The 15,868-nt window shown below is 69.9% G+C and carries 19 protein-coding genes and 1 pseudogene; 1 reads left to right on the forward strand and 19 read right to left on the reverse strand.

Annotated elements, in window-relative coordinates; all coding sequences use genetic code 11:
* Positions 1 to 164: 164 nt before the first annotated feature.
* The 3 genes and pseudogenes from AB0B89_RS03475 to AB0B89_RS03485 all read right to left on the reverse strand — a co-directional run.
* Positions 165 to 950, reverse strand: coding sequence for a CoA transferase (locus AB0B89_RS03475; RefSeq protein ID WP_358547552.1), 786 nt, complete (start codon positions 948 to 950; stop codon positions 165 to 167).
* Positions 929 to 1,204, reverse strand: coding sequence for a hypothetical protein (locus AB0B89_RS03480; protein WP_358547559.1), 276 nt, complete (start codon positions 1,202 to 1,204; stop codon positions 929 to 931). Before AB0B89_RS03480 ends, AB0B89_RS03475 begins: the two co-directional genes overlap by 22 nt.
* A gap of 67 nt (positions 1,205 to 1,271) precedes the next feature.
* Positions 1,272 to 2,015: pseudogene (locus tag AB0B89_RS03485) on the reverse strand (hypothetical protein); the annotation flags it as partial.
* 259 nt (positions 2,016 to 2,274) lie between these two features.
* Between AB0B89_RS03485 and AB0B89_RS03490 the strand changes: the two are divergent.
* Complete coding sequence (locus AB0B89_RS03490) at positions 2,275 to 3,054, forward strand: peptidoglycan DD-metalloendopeptidase family protein (RefSeq protein WP_358547478.1); 780 nt, start codon at positions 2,275 to 2,277, stop codon at positions 3,052 to 3,054.
* Between the two features lie 23 nt (positions 3,055 to 3,077).
* Here the strand turns inward: AB0B89_RS03490 and dprA are convergent, their stop codons facing one another.
* From dprA to AB0B89_RS03570, 16 genes are all read right to left on the reverse strand, one after another.
* On the reverse strand, positions 3,078 to 4,196 hold the full coding sequence (dprA, locus tag AB0B89_RS03495; RefSeq protein ID WP_358547481.1) for a DNA-processing protein DprA: 1,119 nt from the start codon (positions 4,194 to 4,196) through the stop codon (positions 3,078 to 3,080).
* 422 nt (positions 4,197 to 4,618) lie between these two features.
* A complete protein-coding gene (locus AB0B89_RS03500; protein WP_358547484.1) occupies positions 4,619 to 6,166 on the reverse strand; it encodes a YifB family Mg chelatase-like AAA ATPase in 1,548 nt (515 codons plus the stop codon).
* Positions 6,167 to 6,520 carry a YraN family protein gene (locus AB0B89_RS03505; RefSeq protein ID WP_358547487.1) on the reverse strand — a complete coding sequence of 118 codons (354 nt, stop codon included), beginning with the start codon at positions 6,518 to 6,520 and terminating at the stop codon, positions 6,167 to 6,169.
* A gap of 364 nt (positions 6,521 to 6,884) precedes the next feature.
* Entirely contained in the window at positions 6,885 to 7,208 is a 324-nt protein-coding gene (locus AB0B89_RS03510; protein WP_030511723.1) for a DUF2469 domain-containing protein, read from the reverse strand.
* A 39-nt stretch (positions 7,209 to 7,247) separates the two neighbouring features.
* A complete protein-coding gene (locus AB0B89_RS03515) occupies positions 7,248 to 7,910 on the reverse strand; it encodes a ribonuclease HII (RefSeq protein ID WP_358547490.1) in 663 nt (220 codons plus the stop codon).
* Positions 7,911 to 8,072: 162 nt separating this feature from the next.
* Positions 8,073 to 8,702 (reverse strand): signal peptidase I, encoded by a 630-nt coding sequence (lepB, locus tag AB0B89_RS03520; RefSeq protein ID WP_358547493.1) that lies wholly within the window; start codon positions 8,700 to 8,702, stop codon positions 8,073 to 8,075.
* A 187-nt stretch (positions 8,703 to 8,889) separates the two neighbouring features.
* Positions 8,890 to 9,768, reverse strand: a complete 879-nt coding sequence (gene lepB, locus AB0B89_RS03525; protein WP_358547496.1) for a signal peptidase I — start codon at positions 9,766 to 9,768, stop codon at positions 8,890 to 8,892.
* Positions 9,769 to 9,921: 153 nt separating this feature from the next.
* On the reverse strand, positions 9,922 to 10,287 hold the full coding sequence (gene rplS, locus AB0B89_RS03530) for a 50S ribosomal protein L19 (protein ID WP_358547499.1): 366 nt from the start codon (positions 10,285 to 10,287) through the stop codon (positions 9,922 to 9,924).
* A 162-nt stretch (positions 10,288 to 10,449) separates the two neighbouring features.
* Positions 10,450 to 11,247: a tRNA (guanosine(37)-N1)-methyltransferase TrmD gene (trmD, locus tag AB0B89_RS03535; protein ID WP_358547554.1), complete on the reverse strand. Its 798-nt coding sequence runs from the start codon at positions 11,245 to 11,247 to the stop codon at positions 10,450 to 10,452.
* A 23-nt stretch (positions 11,248 to 11,270) separates the two neighbouring features.
* A complete protein-coding gene (gene rimM, locus AB0B89_RS03540) occupies positions 11,271 to 11,786 on the reverse strand; it encodes a ribosome maturation factor RimM (RefSeq protein WP_358547502.1) in 516 nt (171 codons plus the stop codon).
* 121 nt (positions 11,787 to 11,907) lie between these two features.
* The gene (locus AB0B89_RS03545; protein WP_358547504.1) at positions 11,908 to 12,150 is read right to left on the reverse strand and encodes an RNA-binding protein; all 243 of its coding nucleotides are present in this window, start codon (positions 12,148 to 12,150) and stop codon (positions 11,908 to 11,910) included.
* A 1-nt stretch (position 12,151) separates the two neighbouring features.
* Positions 12,152 to 12,616 carry a 30S ribosomal protein S16 gene (rpsP, locus tag AB0B89_RS03550; protein ID WP_358547506.1) on the reverse strand — a complete coding sequence of 155 codons (465 nt, stop codon included), beginning with the start codon at positions 12,614 to 12,616 and terminating at the stop codon, positions 12,152 to 12,154.
* Positions 12,617 to 12,814: 198 nt separating this feature from the next.
* A complete protein-coding gene (gene ffh, locus AB0B89_RS03555) occupies positions 12,815 to 14,371 on the reverse strand; it encodes a signal recognition particle protein (RefSeq protein ID WP_358547509.1) in 1,557 nt (518 codons plus the stop codon).
* A 123-nt stretch (positions 14,372 to 14,494) separates the two neighbouring features.
* On the reverse strand, positions 14,495 to 15,055 hold the full coding sequence (locus AB0B89_RS03560) for an ATP/GTP-binding protein (protein WP_358547511.1): 561 nt from the start codon (positions 15,053 to 15,055) through the stop codon (positions 14,495 to 14,497).
* A gap of 10 nt (positions 15,056 to 15,065) precedes the next feature.
* On the reverse strand, positions 15,066 to 15,449 hold the full coding sequence (locus tag AB0B89_RS03565; RefSeq protein WP_344949353.1) for a DUF742 domain-containing protein: 384 nt from the start codon (positions 15,447 to 15,449) through the stop codon (positions 15,066 to 15,068).
* Positions 15,450 to 15,454: 5 nt separating this feature from the next.
* The gene (locus AB0B89_RS03570; RefSeq protein WP_358547557.1) at positions 15,455 to 15,868 is read right to left on the reverse strand and encodes a roadblock/LC7 domain-containing protein; all 414 of its coding nucleotides are present in this window, start codon (positions 15,866 to 15,868) and stop codon (positions 15,455 to 15,457) included.

The raw sequence follows: 15,868 nt of genomic DNA on the forward strand, positions 1-15,868 counted from the left end.
TTCGCCTGTGGGCGTGCGAAGTCGGCCCGTCTGACGGGCCACCAAAAAGTGTACCCGGAACCCGGCCGCGCCCAGCCCACCGGACAAGCTTCCGGCCCCCTTCCTGGCGCACAGCCGCAGCCTTGGCCCAAGCAGGCGGATGTTGCCGAAGCGAAGCCGAAGCCCTAGCCCCAAGCGGGCGGGTGCGCTCCCCTGCGGGGCGGCGGTGACGACCAGTACGGCCTGACGCCATCGACCCTCCCAGGGGCCTTGACGTAGGTCAGCCTGCCGAACGGACTCTCCATCTCCCCCAGCAGGTCGTCCACCTCCGGCTCAACCGGATCGCCCGCTTTCCCCTTGAACGGATCGCCTCCCTCCAGTCCGTGGCCGGGGTCATCCACGCGGCCGAACCCGTCCAGCCAGAGTGCGGTACGGGCCAGGGCTACCTCGACGTGCCAGGAACCCCCCTCGGCCTCCCGCCGCGACAGCCCGGCGATCACGCCCAGCGCGGCGAGCCACCCGGTGGCATGGTCGAGAACCTGGGCGGGAAGCGGTACGGGCTTTCTGCCCGCTCCACCCTCGTGGGCGATACCGCACGCCATCTGCACGAGGCTGTCGAACCCGCGCCGGCCCGCCCAGGGACCGCGCGAGCCGTACGCGGAGACGTCGACGCAGACGATCCCGGGTCTGATGACGGCCAGCTCCTCCTGACCGAACCCCAGCGCCTCCAGCGCTCCCGGCCGGTACGACTGGACGACGACGTCCGCGCCCGCGACCAGCTCCCTGAACGCCGCGGCTCCTTCCTCGGTACGCAGGTCAAGCTCGCAGGACCGCTTCCCGAACGCCGTGCTGATCACCAGCCCCGGCACCTCGGGCAGATGAGCCGCTCCGACGCGCAGCACCTCGGCCCCGTAGGCCGCCAGCGTCCGGGTCGCCACCGGCCCCGCGATCACCCGAGTAAGATCCAGCACCCGAATCCCCGCCAGCCACCGCCCTTCCCCCCGGGGACCACCCCCGGCAGGCCCCCCTCCACCGACCCCAGCACGTCCCAGACGTCCCAGCCCCACCTCGGCCCCGACGCCCCGGAACCCGTCGTGACCCACATCGACCGCAGCACCTCCCGGACGACCAGAGCCGACCTCAGACGTGGCTTGACCCCGACGGTGACGACCCATCTCAGACGCGGCACCACCGACATGACCTGGCTCGACCGCTCGCGCGGCATGACCCAGACGGTGGAGACCGATGAGGGAAAGCTCCGCGACGGCTCGGCCCTGGGGGTGCTCCTGCCATTCCGCACGGCTCCGCATCGCGGCCGCGCACCCTCCCGCCTCCGTCACGGCCTGCTCCACGCCCTGCGCCGTACGACGGGCACAAGCCTCGGCGACATCGGCCCTGTCAGCTCCGGAAGGAAGATCGAAGACGTGAAGCACGGCGTCCCGGTGATGATCGAAGTTGCAGTGCAGCCGGACCCAGCCATCCGCCGTACGGTAGTCACCCGACAGCGGCGCCCACCCGACGGACAGCTCTCCGTCGACGCGGAAGTATCGCTCGTCCCGAAACGCCACAGCGGCCTCGCGAACATCCACAGCGACAGCGGCGTCGCGAAGATCCACAGCGACCTCAGCCTCACCACCGCCAACGCCACCGTTCTCGCCGGCCGCCGACCCAGTGCTCACGCTCGACGCCGCACCAGGATCACCCTCCCCCAACCGCACACCCGGCCCACCCGAATCTCCCGGACCACGACCACCCGGACCACCCGAAGCACCCGAAGCACCCGAAGCACCCGAAGCACCCGAAGCACCCGGGAAGGCGGACGACACCTCGGAGGACCGGTTCCGCTCGAATAGGGCGACGGCGGCGGCTACCGCACCCACGCATGCCGCAGCGGCCGTTCCGACCCTGAAAGGGGTCGGAAAAACGGGATCTTCACCCGTCACCTGGACGGGAGGCAGTTCCAGGCCCACCTCGACACCCAGTTCCTCGATGACCTTCCCGACCGCCATCCGGACACCTCCCAGCGCGCCGCGCATATCCCGTCGCGACCAACCTGACCGGTGGGCCCTCCGCACCGTCGCAGAAGCCCTGACGGTCCTCCGTCCCGTCGCAGAGGCCCTGACGGTCCCCCGCGCCTCGCAGAAGCCTTGACGGTCCCCCGCGCCGTCGCAGAAGCCCGACGGTCCCCCGCACCTCGCAGAAGCCCTGACGGTCCCCCGCGCTGTGCTTGGAGGCTTATGCACAGAACGGCGCTCGGCCGTCCTCGACACAGTCGGTCCAGGCCAGTGTCCTCCTGTGCGACCTTTTCAGATCCGCCTGCTGGCGGTGTTCCTGCTCACGCTCACCTCCGCCTCGGCGACTCCCCCGACCCGCGGCATGGCCGCCGCCACCAGTAGCCCCGCCACCGGTAGGCCCGCCACCGGTAGGCCCGCCACCAGTAGCCCCGCCACCGGCAGCCCCGCTGCCCACAGCCCCGCTCCTCTCGGCTCCCTCGCTCTCAGTCCCCTCGCCCCCGTCCCCATCACTCGCGTCCCCGCCGCCATCGGCCGGGACTCCGTGGATCCGAGTACGGCCGAACAGGGTTTCCCGTCCGATGAACCGCGACTCCCAGGCCCGCTTCCCATGGCCACGGCGGGCCCGATGGCACCCTCGACCGCACGGCCCCGATGGCGGCTCCCGCTTGACGGGGCTCCGAAGATCATGCGCCGCTTCGCCCCTCCAGCGCTCGCGTGGCTTCCCGGTCATCGGGGAGTGGACCTCGCCGCCCTTCCGGGACAGGTGGTCAGGGCGGCCGGCCCAGGCACCGTGGGCTACGCCGCACCACTCGCCGGACGCGGGGTGGTCATGATCGTTCATCCCGGAGGACTGCGCACCACGTACCTGCCCGTTCACGCGTCGGTCCGGCGCGGGCAGGCGGTCGAGCTTGGAGACGTCATCGGCGTCGTCGAGGAGACGATCAACCACTGCCCGGTGTCCTGCCTGCACTGGGGCCTGATCAACGAAACCCGCTACCTCGACGCCCTCCTCCTCGTCGGCCTCGGACAGGTACGCCTCCTCCCCAGATGGCCCCGCTGACCCACCCCAGCCGGATGGGGGTGCTACTTGCCTCGGCGGAGGCGCCAGCCTCGGTTGGCACGCTCGATGTATCCGGCGGCGGCGAGGGCCCCGAGGCAGCGCAGCACCGTCAGAACATCGACGCCGGCCGTGACCGCGATCGTCGCCGGGCCGGCGCCGACGCGTGCGGGCACCGCCTCCAGGACGCTGCGGGTCTCGTCGTCGAGCGCGTCCCGTGGCAGCACAGGCCCCCTCGGATCCGGCGCGAGGTCGTCGCCTATCGCTCCGACCAGCTCGATCACTTCGCGGGCCGAGGTCACGCACACGGCCTCCGCCCTTCGGATCAGCCGGTGGCACCCGGCAGAGTTCTCCGACGTGACCGGGCCGGGCACAGCCGCCAGGTGGCGTCTCAGGCTGATGGCATGGCCGGCGGTGTTGAGCGCTCCGCTGCGAAGGGCCGCCTCCACGACCACGGTGCCCCGGGAGAGCGCGGCGATGACCCGGTTGCGGACGAGAAAGCGCGGCCGCGTAGGCCGGACGCCGAGAGGGCACTCGCTGACGACCACGCCCCTCCGCCGGATCGCGGTGAAAAGATCCTGGTTGGCGGCGGGATACGCGATGTCGGTGCCACAGGCCAGCACCGCGACGGTCCGCGCGGCACCGGCCAGGGCTCCTCGGTGTGCCGCCGCGTCCACCCCGTAGGCGCCACCGGAGATCACCGTCCAGCCCGCCTCGCTCAGCCCCGCGCCAAGCTCCGCTGCCACGTGGGCGCCATAGGGCGTGGCCGCCCGGGACCCCACCACGGCCACGGAGCGAAGGCAGGAGAAGCGCAGATCAGCGTTTCCATGGAGCCAGAGGCCCAAGGGTCGCTCGGGCCCCAGGTCGTCGAGCTGAGTCGGCCACTCCAGGTCGCCTGGAACGATCAGGCGGGCACCCAGCTCTCCTCCCTCGGTAAGGTCCGCGATGGGATCGGCCGCCGGAAGGCGTGCCCGCCACGCCCCGAGGATGCGGTCGACGTCGGGTGGACGCCCCTTCCTGGTCATCAGCTCTTCGACGAACCCGGGATCGAGCCGTCCCAGCCGCACCTGCCCGAGGGCTCCCTGGGGCCCGTACGCGGCGACCAGCCTTCCCATCAGACCGTCTCCGGCGTCCGCCACGCGCATGAGCGTCACCCTGGCCAGTCGCCCCGCGTCCCACCGAAGGCCTCCATCGTCCCAGGCATCGCCGACGCCGGCGCTCCGAGAACCGAGGCTCCGCCGGCGCTGGTCGGGTGGCCAGGCATGCGGGTGCCCACCGGGGCCGGGCGTGCGTGATGCATCGGAGCCGGGGAGGGGAGGAATCTCGGGCCCCGGCTTCCCCTCGGTGTCCGCCCTGATCTGCGTGCCAGGGCCTGAGCTCTCACCTCTGCCGGTGCCGGTACCGGTACCGGAGGCGGTGCCGGTGCCGGTACCGGTGCCGGTGCCGGTGCCGGAGGCGGTTCCGGAGGCGGTTCCGGCGAGGGGTCCAGAGGACGCGGTGGGGGCTCCGGCCGGCGTGGGGTCTGCTGCTGGGACGGGATTTCGGTCGGGGGTGGGATGGGTGTCGCTCATTCGGCACCCAGCCAGAGGCCCAGGGCGGTGTTGGTCTCCGCCACGTCGGGTCTGTCCTTGCCGATGAGGTCGGCGAGGGTCCACGAGACGCGTATGACACGGTCGAGTCCGCGAGCGCTCAGCTCTCCGGTGTCCAGACACCGGTAGAGGGGCGACATCGCGGACGGGGACAGCCGGTAATCGCCGTGCAGCACCGCGGTGGGAATCTCGGCGTTGCACCTCCACGGCGTGCCCGCCAGCCGCTTGAGCGTGCGCTCACGGGCCATAGACACGCGCTCGGCCACGACCGCGCTGGGCTCGATGAACTGGCGGTCGGACAGCAGCTCGCGCCTGGTCGAGCGGGCGAGCCGCACCTTGACGTCGATGCGATCGATCAACGGCCCCGAGAGACGGGCGAGGTAGCGCCGGCGCTGATTGGGCGTGCACCGGCAAGGACTCTCCGGAGTGGACGGCTGGGCGCAGGGGCAGGGGTTCGCGGCGAGGACCAGCATGAATCGGGCGGGGAACGACACCGTGCCCGCGGCCCGTGCCACGGTGACCTGACCCGACTCCAAGGGCTGGCGGAGCGAGTCGAGAACCCGGGACGGGAACTCCGGCGCCTCGTCGAGGAACAGGACGCCCCTGTGGGCGAGGGAGACGGCCCCCGGCCGGATCACACCGCTGCCCCCGCCCACGATGGCGGCGATGGTGGCCGTGTGGTGAGGCGCCATGAACGGCGGGTGCCTCAGCAGCGGGCGCCCCGGCGGCAGGACGCCCGCGACCGAATGGATGGCGGTGACCTCCAGTGCCTGGTCGCGGTCGAGAGGCGGGAGCAGGGTGGGCAGCCGCTCGGCGAGCATGGTCTTCCCCGTGCCGGGCTGCCCCATCATCCAGAGGTTGTGGCCCCCCGCGGCGCACACTTCGAGCGCATGGCGAGCCATGGCCTGACCGGCGACATCGGACAGGTCGGGCGAAGGCCCCGCCGACACGTCCGGACCCGTCGACGGCGAGGGCTCGACGGTGTCGGGCAGTGTGGGCATGTGGGCCTGATCGCCACTGCGCAGCCATTCGACCAGCTCGGCGAGGGTGAGCACCGGCACCACGGTCAGACCCGGGACAAGGCCTGCCTCGGCGGCGTTCGCCGCGGGGACGACCACGCACTTGGCCCCCGCCTCGACCGCCGCCACCACCGCGGGCAGGACTCCCCGCACGGCTTTGACGGTGCCGTCGAGCCCCAGCTCCCCCAGGAAGAACGGGAGCGAGATCCGCTGTCTCGGGACCAGACCGGCCGCCCCGAGCAGCGCGATCGCGATGGCCAGGTCGAACAAGCTGCCCCTTTTCGGCAGGCTGGCGGGGAACAGGCTGACGGTGACCCGCGCGTCCGGCCAGGCGTACCGGCTGTTGATCACCGCCGAGCGGACGCGGTCGCGGGCCTCGCTCAGGGCCGTGTCGAGCATGCCGATCAAAGTGACTCCGGCGATGCCGTGGCCCACGTCGGCCTCCACCTCGACCACGTGACCGCTCACCCCGACCAGTGCCACGCAGCGCGTGCGGGCGACGGCCATCTAGGACACCCCCCGGTCGTGCCGGATGGAGAACTCCCCGGCGAACCGCTCCAGCGCGATCACGTCGATGCGGATGGAGGCGAACCATTCGGGCTGGCCGCTGAGCCACCTGGCCGCCAGCGTGCGGAGCCGTGCGAGCTTCGCCGGGGTCACGGCCTCGAACGCGGTGCCGTGGCTGCGGCCCGAGCGGGTCTTGACCTCCACGACCGCGAGAACGGGCCCGTCACGGGCCAGGATGTCGATCTCACCCTCGGGGCACGACCAGTTTCGCTCCAGGATCTGCAGACCTGCTGCCCGCAGGTAATCGGCGGCGAGTTGCTCGCCGTGTCTTCCAAGCTCGTGCGTCGCGGCCATGGGACCACCTCCGGCCCCGACCTTCGCGCACGCCACGCACTCGCCCGGCTACAGAACCGGGCTCTGTGGACGGCAAAGCGCTGGGCATCGGCCTGTGGACGACCGCACCCGAACCGGCCCCCTGTGAACGACCCGCGACTCAGACCCCGTCCACCAGGTACGCGGAGAATTCTCGAAGATCCTCAGGTCCAGCCGCCTCCAGGACAGCGGACGACCCGGCCTGTGGACAACCGCGTCGGCCACAGAGACCTCAGCCTCGGCAGCTCACATCAGGCGTTGGCGTGCCCTCCGAGGGAGCGCGCGCCGGTTGAAGGACCCTCACCGTGGGTCCTGAGGTCGTAAGGGTGGCTGGGGGGACGCGTCGTCAGCTGGAGAAGCCTTCCTTGGGCATTTCCAGGTCGGGTTTGGCCAGCTCTTCCACGTTGACGTCCTTGAACGTGACGACGCGGACGTTCTTCACGAACCTCGCGGGGCGGTACATATCCCACACCCAGGCGTCCTGCATCTTGACGTCGAAGAAGACATCGCCGTTCTCGGCCGTGCGTACGTCGAGATCGACGGAGTTGGTCAGGTAGAAGCGCCGCTCGGTCTCGACGACATAGGTGAACAAGCCGACCACATCGCGGTACTCCCGGTAGAGCTGCAACTCCATCTCGGTCTCGTATTTCTCGAGATCCTCTGCGCTCATCCCGGTCCTCCACTTCCCGTCCTCCCCCGGCGCGACCAATCAGGCGACACCGGCCCCCACCCCATTCTCGCCTATCTCACTGCCCGCTCCTGACCGCACCACCGAGTTCACTGTTACAAAGGAGAACCGATGATGTGGACTTGGGCCATGAGCGGCGAGTGCTCGCCGGTGCCCGGCCGTGACGTACCCCTTGTGCTCGGCGAAGCCGTACTGGGGATAGCGGCCGTCCAGCGAGGTCATCATGCGGTCCCTGGTCACCTTGGCGACGATGGACGCCGCCGCCACGCACGCCGAGACCTGGTCGCCCTTCCACACGGCCAGAGACGGCGCGGGCAGACCGGGCACCGGGAATCCGTCGATCAGAACGTACCCGAGATCGCACCCGAGACCGGCGACGGCCCGCCGCATCCCGGCGATGTTGCACTTGTGCAGGCCGCGCGCGTCGATCTCCTCGGGCGGGATGACCACGACCTTCACCGCCCGCGCGGTCGCGAGGACGCGGTCGTGGAGAACCTCGCGCCGGGCCGGAGTGAGCACCTTGGAGTCCGCCAGGCCGTCGATCTCGGATCCGAGGACCACCGCGGCCACCACGAGAGGACCTGCGCACGCTCCCCGGCCGGCCTCGTCGACTCCGGCGACCGGCGCCAGGCCGCGCCGTGCGAGCGCGCGCTCGTACCCGAAGAGCCCGGAATCCCGCCGCACGATGCTGGGGCGAGGGCGAAAAAGAACAGTCATGAGACAGGCGGCTCGGCGCCCCGCCGCGAGGGAGAAGACCTGCGGGAGAGTCGAGCCCCCTGGCCGATCAACGGCGATACGAGCGCGACCATGGGGCAAGCCTACGCCCCAATCGGCCGAAGGGGTACGCTATCGCACCTTTGAGAACGTCTCGGGAACCGGCAATGTGCCCACCCTCGACAGCGGCCAGTAGAGCATGAAGGCTCTGCCGATCACGTCGTCGGTGGAGATCGTGCCGTGGTACCCATCGTCCATGAAGGCGCGGGAGTCCTCCGAGGCCGCGCGATGGTCTCCCATCAGCCACAGCCGGCCCTTCGGAACGGTGAGGTCGAACTTCTTCTGCGACGGGAAGTCCTGCGGATTGAGATAGGACTCCTCGTCGAGCGCCACCCCGTTGACCGTGATGCGCCCCTTGGCGTCACAGCACTTCACGTGGTCACCGCCGATGCCGATGACACGTTTGATCGTGGTGCTGCCGTCCCAGCCCTTGAAGACCACCACCTCACCACGCCCGAGGTCACCGGACAGCCGGTTGACGATCACCCTGTCGTTGATCAGCAGGGTGTCCTCCATGGACTCGGACGGGATCCAGAAGGAGTCCAGGACGAACAGGCGCGCCAGGACCGCGACGGCGACCCCGGCGAGCACCAGCAGGACCGACTCCCGCCAGCCGGACTTCTTGGCCCCCGCCGGCTCGTCCTCCGCCGGGGACGTGGCCTGCACGTCGTCGGGCTCCGGCTTCTCCTCGATGACGCTCATAGAACCGCGGGGCGATCCCCGGCGTCCGCCAGGGGGAGGGAGCCCCTTCTCCTTCATGTGCATTGGGGGATGACTTCGGCGCCGCGTGACGGCCGGGCGGCCGTCAGGGGACCGGGAAGGACCCTCCTGTGAGAGGAGAAGGCCTCCTCCGGCTTCGGGAAGGCTCGGAAGACTCGGAAGGCGAACGTCAGTAGGACCGGCCGCCGGCCCGGTCGAGCACGCGCCGGCGTAGCCGCACCAGGGGGAACGCCCCGGCGAATCCGAGCAGCAGCGGGGAGGCGCCGCCGGCCAGGGCGGCGGTCTTCAGCGCGGCCTGGTTGAAGGTGTCGGGGATCGGCAGCGTCGTCGCGCGGGAGAACGGCCACACGATGACGAACGCCCGCCCGACGACCTTGTCGGCGGGAATCGCCCCGCCGCCGGGGTCGCCCTGGTGGGACCGGGAGTCGTAGGAGACCGAGCGGTGGTCGCCCATCACCCACAGGCGGCCCTTCTCCACCTTGATCTCGAAGAACTTCTGCGACGGCTGGTCGTCGGGGTAGAGATAGGCCTTCTCTTCCAGGGGAACGCCGTTGACGGTCACGCGCCCTTTGGAGTCGCAGCACTTGACCGTGTCGCCGGGAATGCCGATGACGCGCTTGATGTAGTCCTTCTCCCCCGGGACCACGCCGAAGGCCGTGCCGACCCAGCGGAAGAAGCCCGCCACGGGGTTGGACGGCTCGGGCACCTGGATCTCGCTGGCCCAGGAGTCGACGCCGGAGAACACGACGATGTCGCCGCGCTCGATGTCACGGGTGTGGTATACGAGCTTGTTGACGAGCACCCTGTCATTGACCAGCAGGGTGTTCTCCATGGACTCGGATGGGATGTAAAAGGCCTGGATCACGAAGCTCTTGATGATGAGCGCCAGGACCAGCGCGACCACCACCAGAACCGGTAGCTCGCGCCAGAAAGAGCCTTTTTTCCCCTTGCCGTCTTTGGCTGCCGACTTGGTGTCTTCCGCGACCACGTCTACCTCGTCCTCGACGGGGCGGCGCGGACCGCCGGCCCCCTGGCCATCGCTAGTCATCGCTGTCGAGCCTAAATGATGCATGCTCCCCGGCGGGTCGCCGACTCGGCATGGCATCCAAAGAAACTCGGCGACCAGGCCGGATGCAGCGACAATCCGGCTCAGCAAAATGGCCCGCATCCCTGACGGGTGCGGGCCACGCGTGGTGCGAGCCTACTTGGCGGTCGGCAGCGCGTCGCGCTTCTCGCGGATGCGGGCCGCCTTGCCGCGCAGGTCGCGCATGTAGTACAGCTTCGCCCGGCGGACGTCACCGCGGGTCACGACCTCGATCTTCTCGATGACCGGGCTGTGCACCGGGAACGTGCGCTCGACGCCGACGCCGTAGCTCACCTTGCGGACGGTGAACGTCTCGCGGGCTCCACCGCCCTGGCGGCGCAGCACGAATCCCTTGAAGACCTGGATACGGGACCGGTTGCCTTCAACGACGCGGACGTGGACCTCGAGCGTGTCGCCCGGGCGGAAGCTCGGGACGTCACTACGTACGGAGGCCTTCTCAAGCTCCTGGATCAGCGTGTGCATGACAGCGGTTCCTCATTTGAAGCGAGCGCTCGGAGGTCCGCCCGGCCATGCCTGAGGCACGGCGACGAGGAAGACACGAGCACTGGGCTGATTACGACTCGGATGCCGGGCCCGTCTGCCCGGAGCGGCCACGCCGACCACAAGTCAGTTGGCGGCAGCGATTCAGTTTGCCATATCTTCCGGCGGGACGCGAAACGAAGCGTCGTCGAGGACCTCACGATCATGCTTGTCAAGGCTTTGGGGGTCGAGTCGCGCGGCCAGTTCGGGTCTTTTGGCGACCGTACGGCGCAGCGCCTCGTCCCGCCGCCACCGGGCGATCGCCCCGTGGTTGCCCGAGAGCAGGATCGGCGGCACCTCGTGCCCGCGCCAGACGGGCGGCTTGGTGTAGACGGGGCCTTCCAGGAGGCCGGCCATGGTCCCGGGCGCGAAGGAGTCGTCGGCCACCGAGCCTGCGTTGCCGAGCACTCCGGGCAGCAGGCGGCCGACGGCCTCGACCATGACCAGCACGGCGGCCTCGCCCCCGGCCAGCACGTAGTCGCCGATGCTGACCTCGTCGAGGCGCAGGCGCGAGCCGTACTCGGCCATGACCCGGGAGTCGATGCCCTCGTAGCGGGCGGGCGCGAAGAGCAGCCAGGGCTCCTTGGCGTACTCCAGGGCGACTTCCTGGGTGAACGGCCGTCCACTGGGCGTCGGCACGATCAGCCGCGGCGGCCCTTCGCCGGAGACAGAGCCGGAACCGGCGACCGCGTCGATGGCCTCGCTCCACGGCTCGGGCTTCATCACCATGCCGGGACCGCCGCCGTACGGCGTGTCGTCCACCTTGCGGTGGACGTCGTGGGTCCAGTCGCGGAGCTGGTGCACCCGGATGTCGAGGAGACCCCGCTGGCGCGCCTTGCCGATCAAGGACACGTCGAGCGGGGCGAAGTACTCAGGGAAGATCGAGATGATGTCGACGCGCATGCCCACCGCCGGCCGTTCCATGATCAGACCGTCTCGCCGGGATCGAGCAGGCCGGGCGGGGCGTCCACGACGACACGCTTGGCGTCCAGGTCGACCTCGGGGACCAGGGGCTTGACGAACGGGATCAGGACCTCTCCCTGCTCGCGCTGGATCACAAGGAGGTCCTGGCCGTGGTGCAGGACGTCGACGATCTCGCCGACGGCCTCACCGGTGACCGTCACCACGGACAGGCCGATGAGCTGGTGGTCGTAGAACTCGTCGGGGTCGCCGGGCGGCGGGATCTCGGAGGAGTCGATCACGAGCATGGTGTCGCGCAGCTCTTCGGCCTCGCTGCGGTCGGCGACGCCCTCGAAGCCCAGCACCAGGATGTTCTTGTTCCAGCGCATGCGCTCGACGACCAGCGGCCCGGCGCCCGCCGGGTCGGTCGCCAGCGAGGTGCCGGGGGCGAAGCGCGACTCGGGGTCGTCGGTGCGCACTTCGACGGTCACCTCGCCACGGATGCCGTGCGGGCGGCCGATGCGGCCGACGACGAGCTGCACGTCGCTCCTCCTTCGAACTTCGAACTTCGAAAGTCGTACTGATGCCCCGAGAACCGCGACAGGGGACCGCCCGGCTGCCGGGGGTCCCCTGCCCAGAGGGTTCGTGGCCTCTGAGGTCTTGTTACCGGGCTTCGTTGAGGTCGAGCAGGTCGACCCTGACGTACTTGCCGTCGGCGAGGGCGTTCACAACCGTGCGAAGCGCCTTCGCCGTGCGGCCACCGCGGCCGATGACCTTGCCGAGGTCCTCGGGATGAACCCGGACCTCGAGGACGCGCCCGCTGCGGATGCGACGGGCACGAACCAGAACGTCGTCGGGATGCTCGACGATGCCCTTGACCAGATGCTCGAGGGCTTCCTCAAGCACCTCAGGCCTCGCCTTCCGGCTTCTCCTCCGCGGCCGGCTCGGCCGGGGTCGCGGGGGTCTCGTCGGCCTTCACGGTCTTCTTGGGCTTGCGCGCCGTGGTGGCGTTGCCGCTGCCGGTGTCGCCGGCGAGCGACTCCTTCGCGGCGGCCTCGTAGATCGCGTGACGGTCGGCCTTGGGCTCGGCGACGAGCAGAGCCGGAGGGGCCGCCTCGCCCTTGAACTTCTGCCAGTCACCGGTGAGCTTGAACAGCTTCAGCACCGGGTCGGTCGGCTGCGCGCCGACACCCAGCCAGTACTGCGCCCGCTCGGAGTTCACCTGGATGAACGACGGGTTCTCCTTGGGGTGGTAGAGGCCGATCTCTTCGATCGCACGGCCGTCACGCTTGGTGCGGCTGTCCGCCACCACGATGCGGTACTGCGGGTTGCGGATCATGCCGAGCCGCTTGAGCTTGATCTTGACTGCCACGGGTGTGGTCTCTCCTGGACTTTCGAGCGTGGGTGAGCGGGCGTCTCGCCGAGTGGGGCACGACGGGATGACCGCCCGAGGGACAAACGTGACTCGCGGGGGTGAGAGGGCACCCACGGTCACGGTGTTCCAACATGCCATTCTGCCAGACGATCGGAGTGCTGTCCGAATCGCCGCGCAATCAGCGGGTGAGCGCGGCTACTTCTGGCCGGGCAGCCGGAGCTTCGAGGGGTCGAAACCCGGCGGGAGCTCGATACCGGGCGGAAGCTGGCCGCCGAGGCCACCGAGACCGCCGAGGCCCGGAGGCAGCTGCGGCGCGCCCGAGCCGCCGTCTGCCGCCCCCGCCTTGCCGAGCGCGGCCTTGCGCGGGTCGCCGCTGACGCGGCGGCCCTTCTTGACCTTCTTCTGGACGGCCTTGCCCTTGCGGCCCCCGGGCATGCCCGGGATGCCCATGCCTCCCGCCACCTGCTTCATCATCTTCTGAGCGTCGAAGAAGCGGGTGACCAGGTTGTTGACCTCGGTGACGCTGACGCCGGAGCCACGCGCGATGCGGGCGCGCCGCGAGCCGTTGATGATCTTCGGCTCCTGGCGCTCGGCCGGGGTCATCGAGCGGATGATCGCCGCGACCCGGTCGAGGTCGCGCTCGTCGACCTGGTTGAGCTGGTCGCGCATCTGCCCCATGCCGGGCATCATGCCGAGGAGGTTCTTGAGCGGCCCCATCTTGCGGACCATCATCATCTGCTCAAGGAAGTCGTCGAGCGTGAAGCCGTCGCCGGAGGCGAGCTTGCCCGCCATCTTGGCCGCGTCGGCCTCGTCGAAGGTGCGCTGCGCCTGCTCGATCAGGGTGAGGATGTCGCCCATGTCGAGGATGCGCGACGCCATGCGGTCGGGGTGGAAGGCGTCGAAGTCCTCAAGCTTCTCACCCGTCGAGGCGAACATGATCGGACGGCCCGTGATGTGCCGCACCGAGAGCGCCGCGCCGCCGCGGGCGTCGCCGTCGAGCTTGGTGAGCACGACGCCGTCGAAGCCGACGCCCTCCATGAACGCCTGCGCGGTGGTGACGGCGTCCTGGCCGATCATCGCGTCGACGACGAAGAGGACCTCGTCGGGGCTGACGGCGTCACGGATGTCCGCGGCCTGCTTCATCAGCTCCTGGTCGATGCCGAGGCGGCCGGCGGTGTCGATGATGACGATGTCGTGCTGCCGGCGCCTGGCGTGCTCGATCGACTCGCGCGCCACGGCGACCGGGTCGCCGACGCCGTTGCCGGGCTCGGGCGCGTACACCGCGACCTGCGCCCGCTGCCCGACCACCTGGAGCTGCTGGACGGCGTTGGGCCGCTGCAGGTCGGCGGCGACCAGGAGCGGGGCGTGGTTCTGCTCGCGCAGCCAGCGGGCGAGCTTGCCCGCCAGCGTGGTCTTGCCGGCGCCCTGGAGGCCGGCGAGCATGATGACGGTCGGCGGGTTCTTGGCGAACCGCAGCCGCCGGGTCTCGCCGCCGAGGATCTGCACAAGCTCGTCGTTGACGATCTTGACGACCTGCTGGGCGGGGTTGAGCGCCTGGGAGACCTCCGCGCCCCGGGCGCGCTCCTTGACATGGGACACGAAGTCCTTGACGACCGGCAGCGCGACGTCCGCTTCGAGAAGAGCGATGCGGATCTCGCGACAGGTCGCGTCGATGTCGGCGTCGGACAGCCTCCCCTTGGACTTCAGGGAGGAGAAGACCGATGTCAGCCGGTCGGAAAGCGTCTCGAACACGTGATTGGCCAGCCTCTGCGCTACGGGTCGTCCGGGGTTTGCGTCTGCGACTCGACCTCCCAGCCTATCCGCTCCGCGGCCCGGTCACGCGTATCCAGCGGGGGGCAGGGAGGTCCGGCGCCGCTAGCTTCTCCAGCCGGGTACGGACACCCGCATCGTCAGAGCGTGCTCGACCAGGGCGATGAGCGTGCTCTTCACCGAGTCCCGCTGCCGGGCGTCGGTCCGTACGATCGGGATGTGCGGGCCCAGGGTGAGGGCGTCGCGCACCTCCTCGTCCTGGTGCGGGTGGTTGCCGTCCCAGCCGTTGAGCCCGATGACGAACGGCAGCTTCGCCTCCTCGAAGTAGTCGACGGCCGGGAAGCTGTCGGCCAGCCGCCGCGTGTCGACCAGGACCACCGCGCCGATGGCGCCCCTGACCAGGTCGTCCCACATGAACCAGAACCGGTGCTGCCCGGGGGTGCCGAACAGATAGAGGATCAGCTCGCTGTCCAGCGACACACGGCCGAAGTCCATCGCCACCGTCGTGGTGGTCTTGCGTGGAATGAGGCCCAGGTCGTCGATGCCGGCACTGGCGTCGGTCATGACCGCCTCGGTGGTGAGGGGGACGATCTCGGACACGGCGCCCACGAAGGTCGTCTTACCGACGCCGAACCCGCCCGCGACGACGATCTTGGTCGACGTCAACCCGCCACGGCTAGAGCCTGCGAAGTCCACTGAGAACCCTTTCGAGCAAGTTGAGATCCGGCTTCCCGGCGTCCAGCTGCGGCTGATGCAGCTGGACCAGGCCTTCGGCGGCCATGTCCGAGATGAGCACCCGGGCCACGCCGAGCGGCACCCGCAGGAGCGCGGAGATCTCGGCGACGGAACGTACCTGGCGGCACAGCGAGTTGATCGCCTGGTACTCCGGGATCAAGCCGGAAATATCTTGGTAAGCCGGAATCGTGGAGTGAACCAGCGTCTCCATGGCCAGATGCGTCCGCGGCGCCGAGCGCCCTCCGGTGACTGTGAAGGGACGGACGGGCGACGACGGTTCCTGTTGGTACCGTCGTAACCCGTCCTCCCAACCAGGACCGCCCATGAAGGTCACCGCGGTGACGACGCCTGAAGCTCGGCGCGCACGGCCGGGGTCAACACCTGACCGGCGCGCTCGACCATCAGCGTCATCTGGTACGCCACCAGGCCCATGTCACAGTCCGGGGCGGCCAGCACGGCCAGGCACGAACCATCGCTGATCGACATGATCAGCAGCAGCCCCCGCTGCATCTCCACCACGGTCTGGGTGACCGCGCCGCCCTCGAAGACCCGGGAGGCTCCCTGGGTCAGGCTGATCAGGCCGGCGGCCACCGCCGCGAGCTGGTCGGCCCGGTCCTTGGGGAAGCCCTCGGAGTACGCCAGCGGCAGCCCGTCGGAGGACACCACCACCGTGTGCGCCACCCCCGGCACGCCCCGGACGAAGTCGGTGATCAGCCAGTTGACCCCACGGGCGCCTTGGCTCAG

The organism is Sphaerisporangium sp. NPDC049002 (assembly GCF_040649355.1).
Taxonomy (GTDB): Bacteria; Actinomycetota; Actinomycetes; order Streptosporangiales; family Streptosporangiaceae; genus Sphaerisporangium.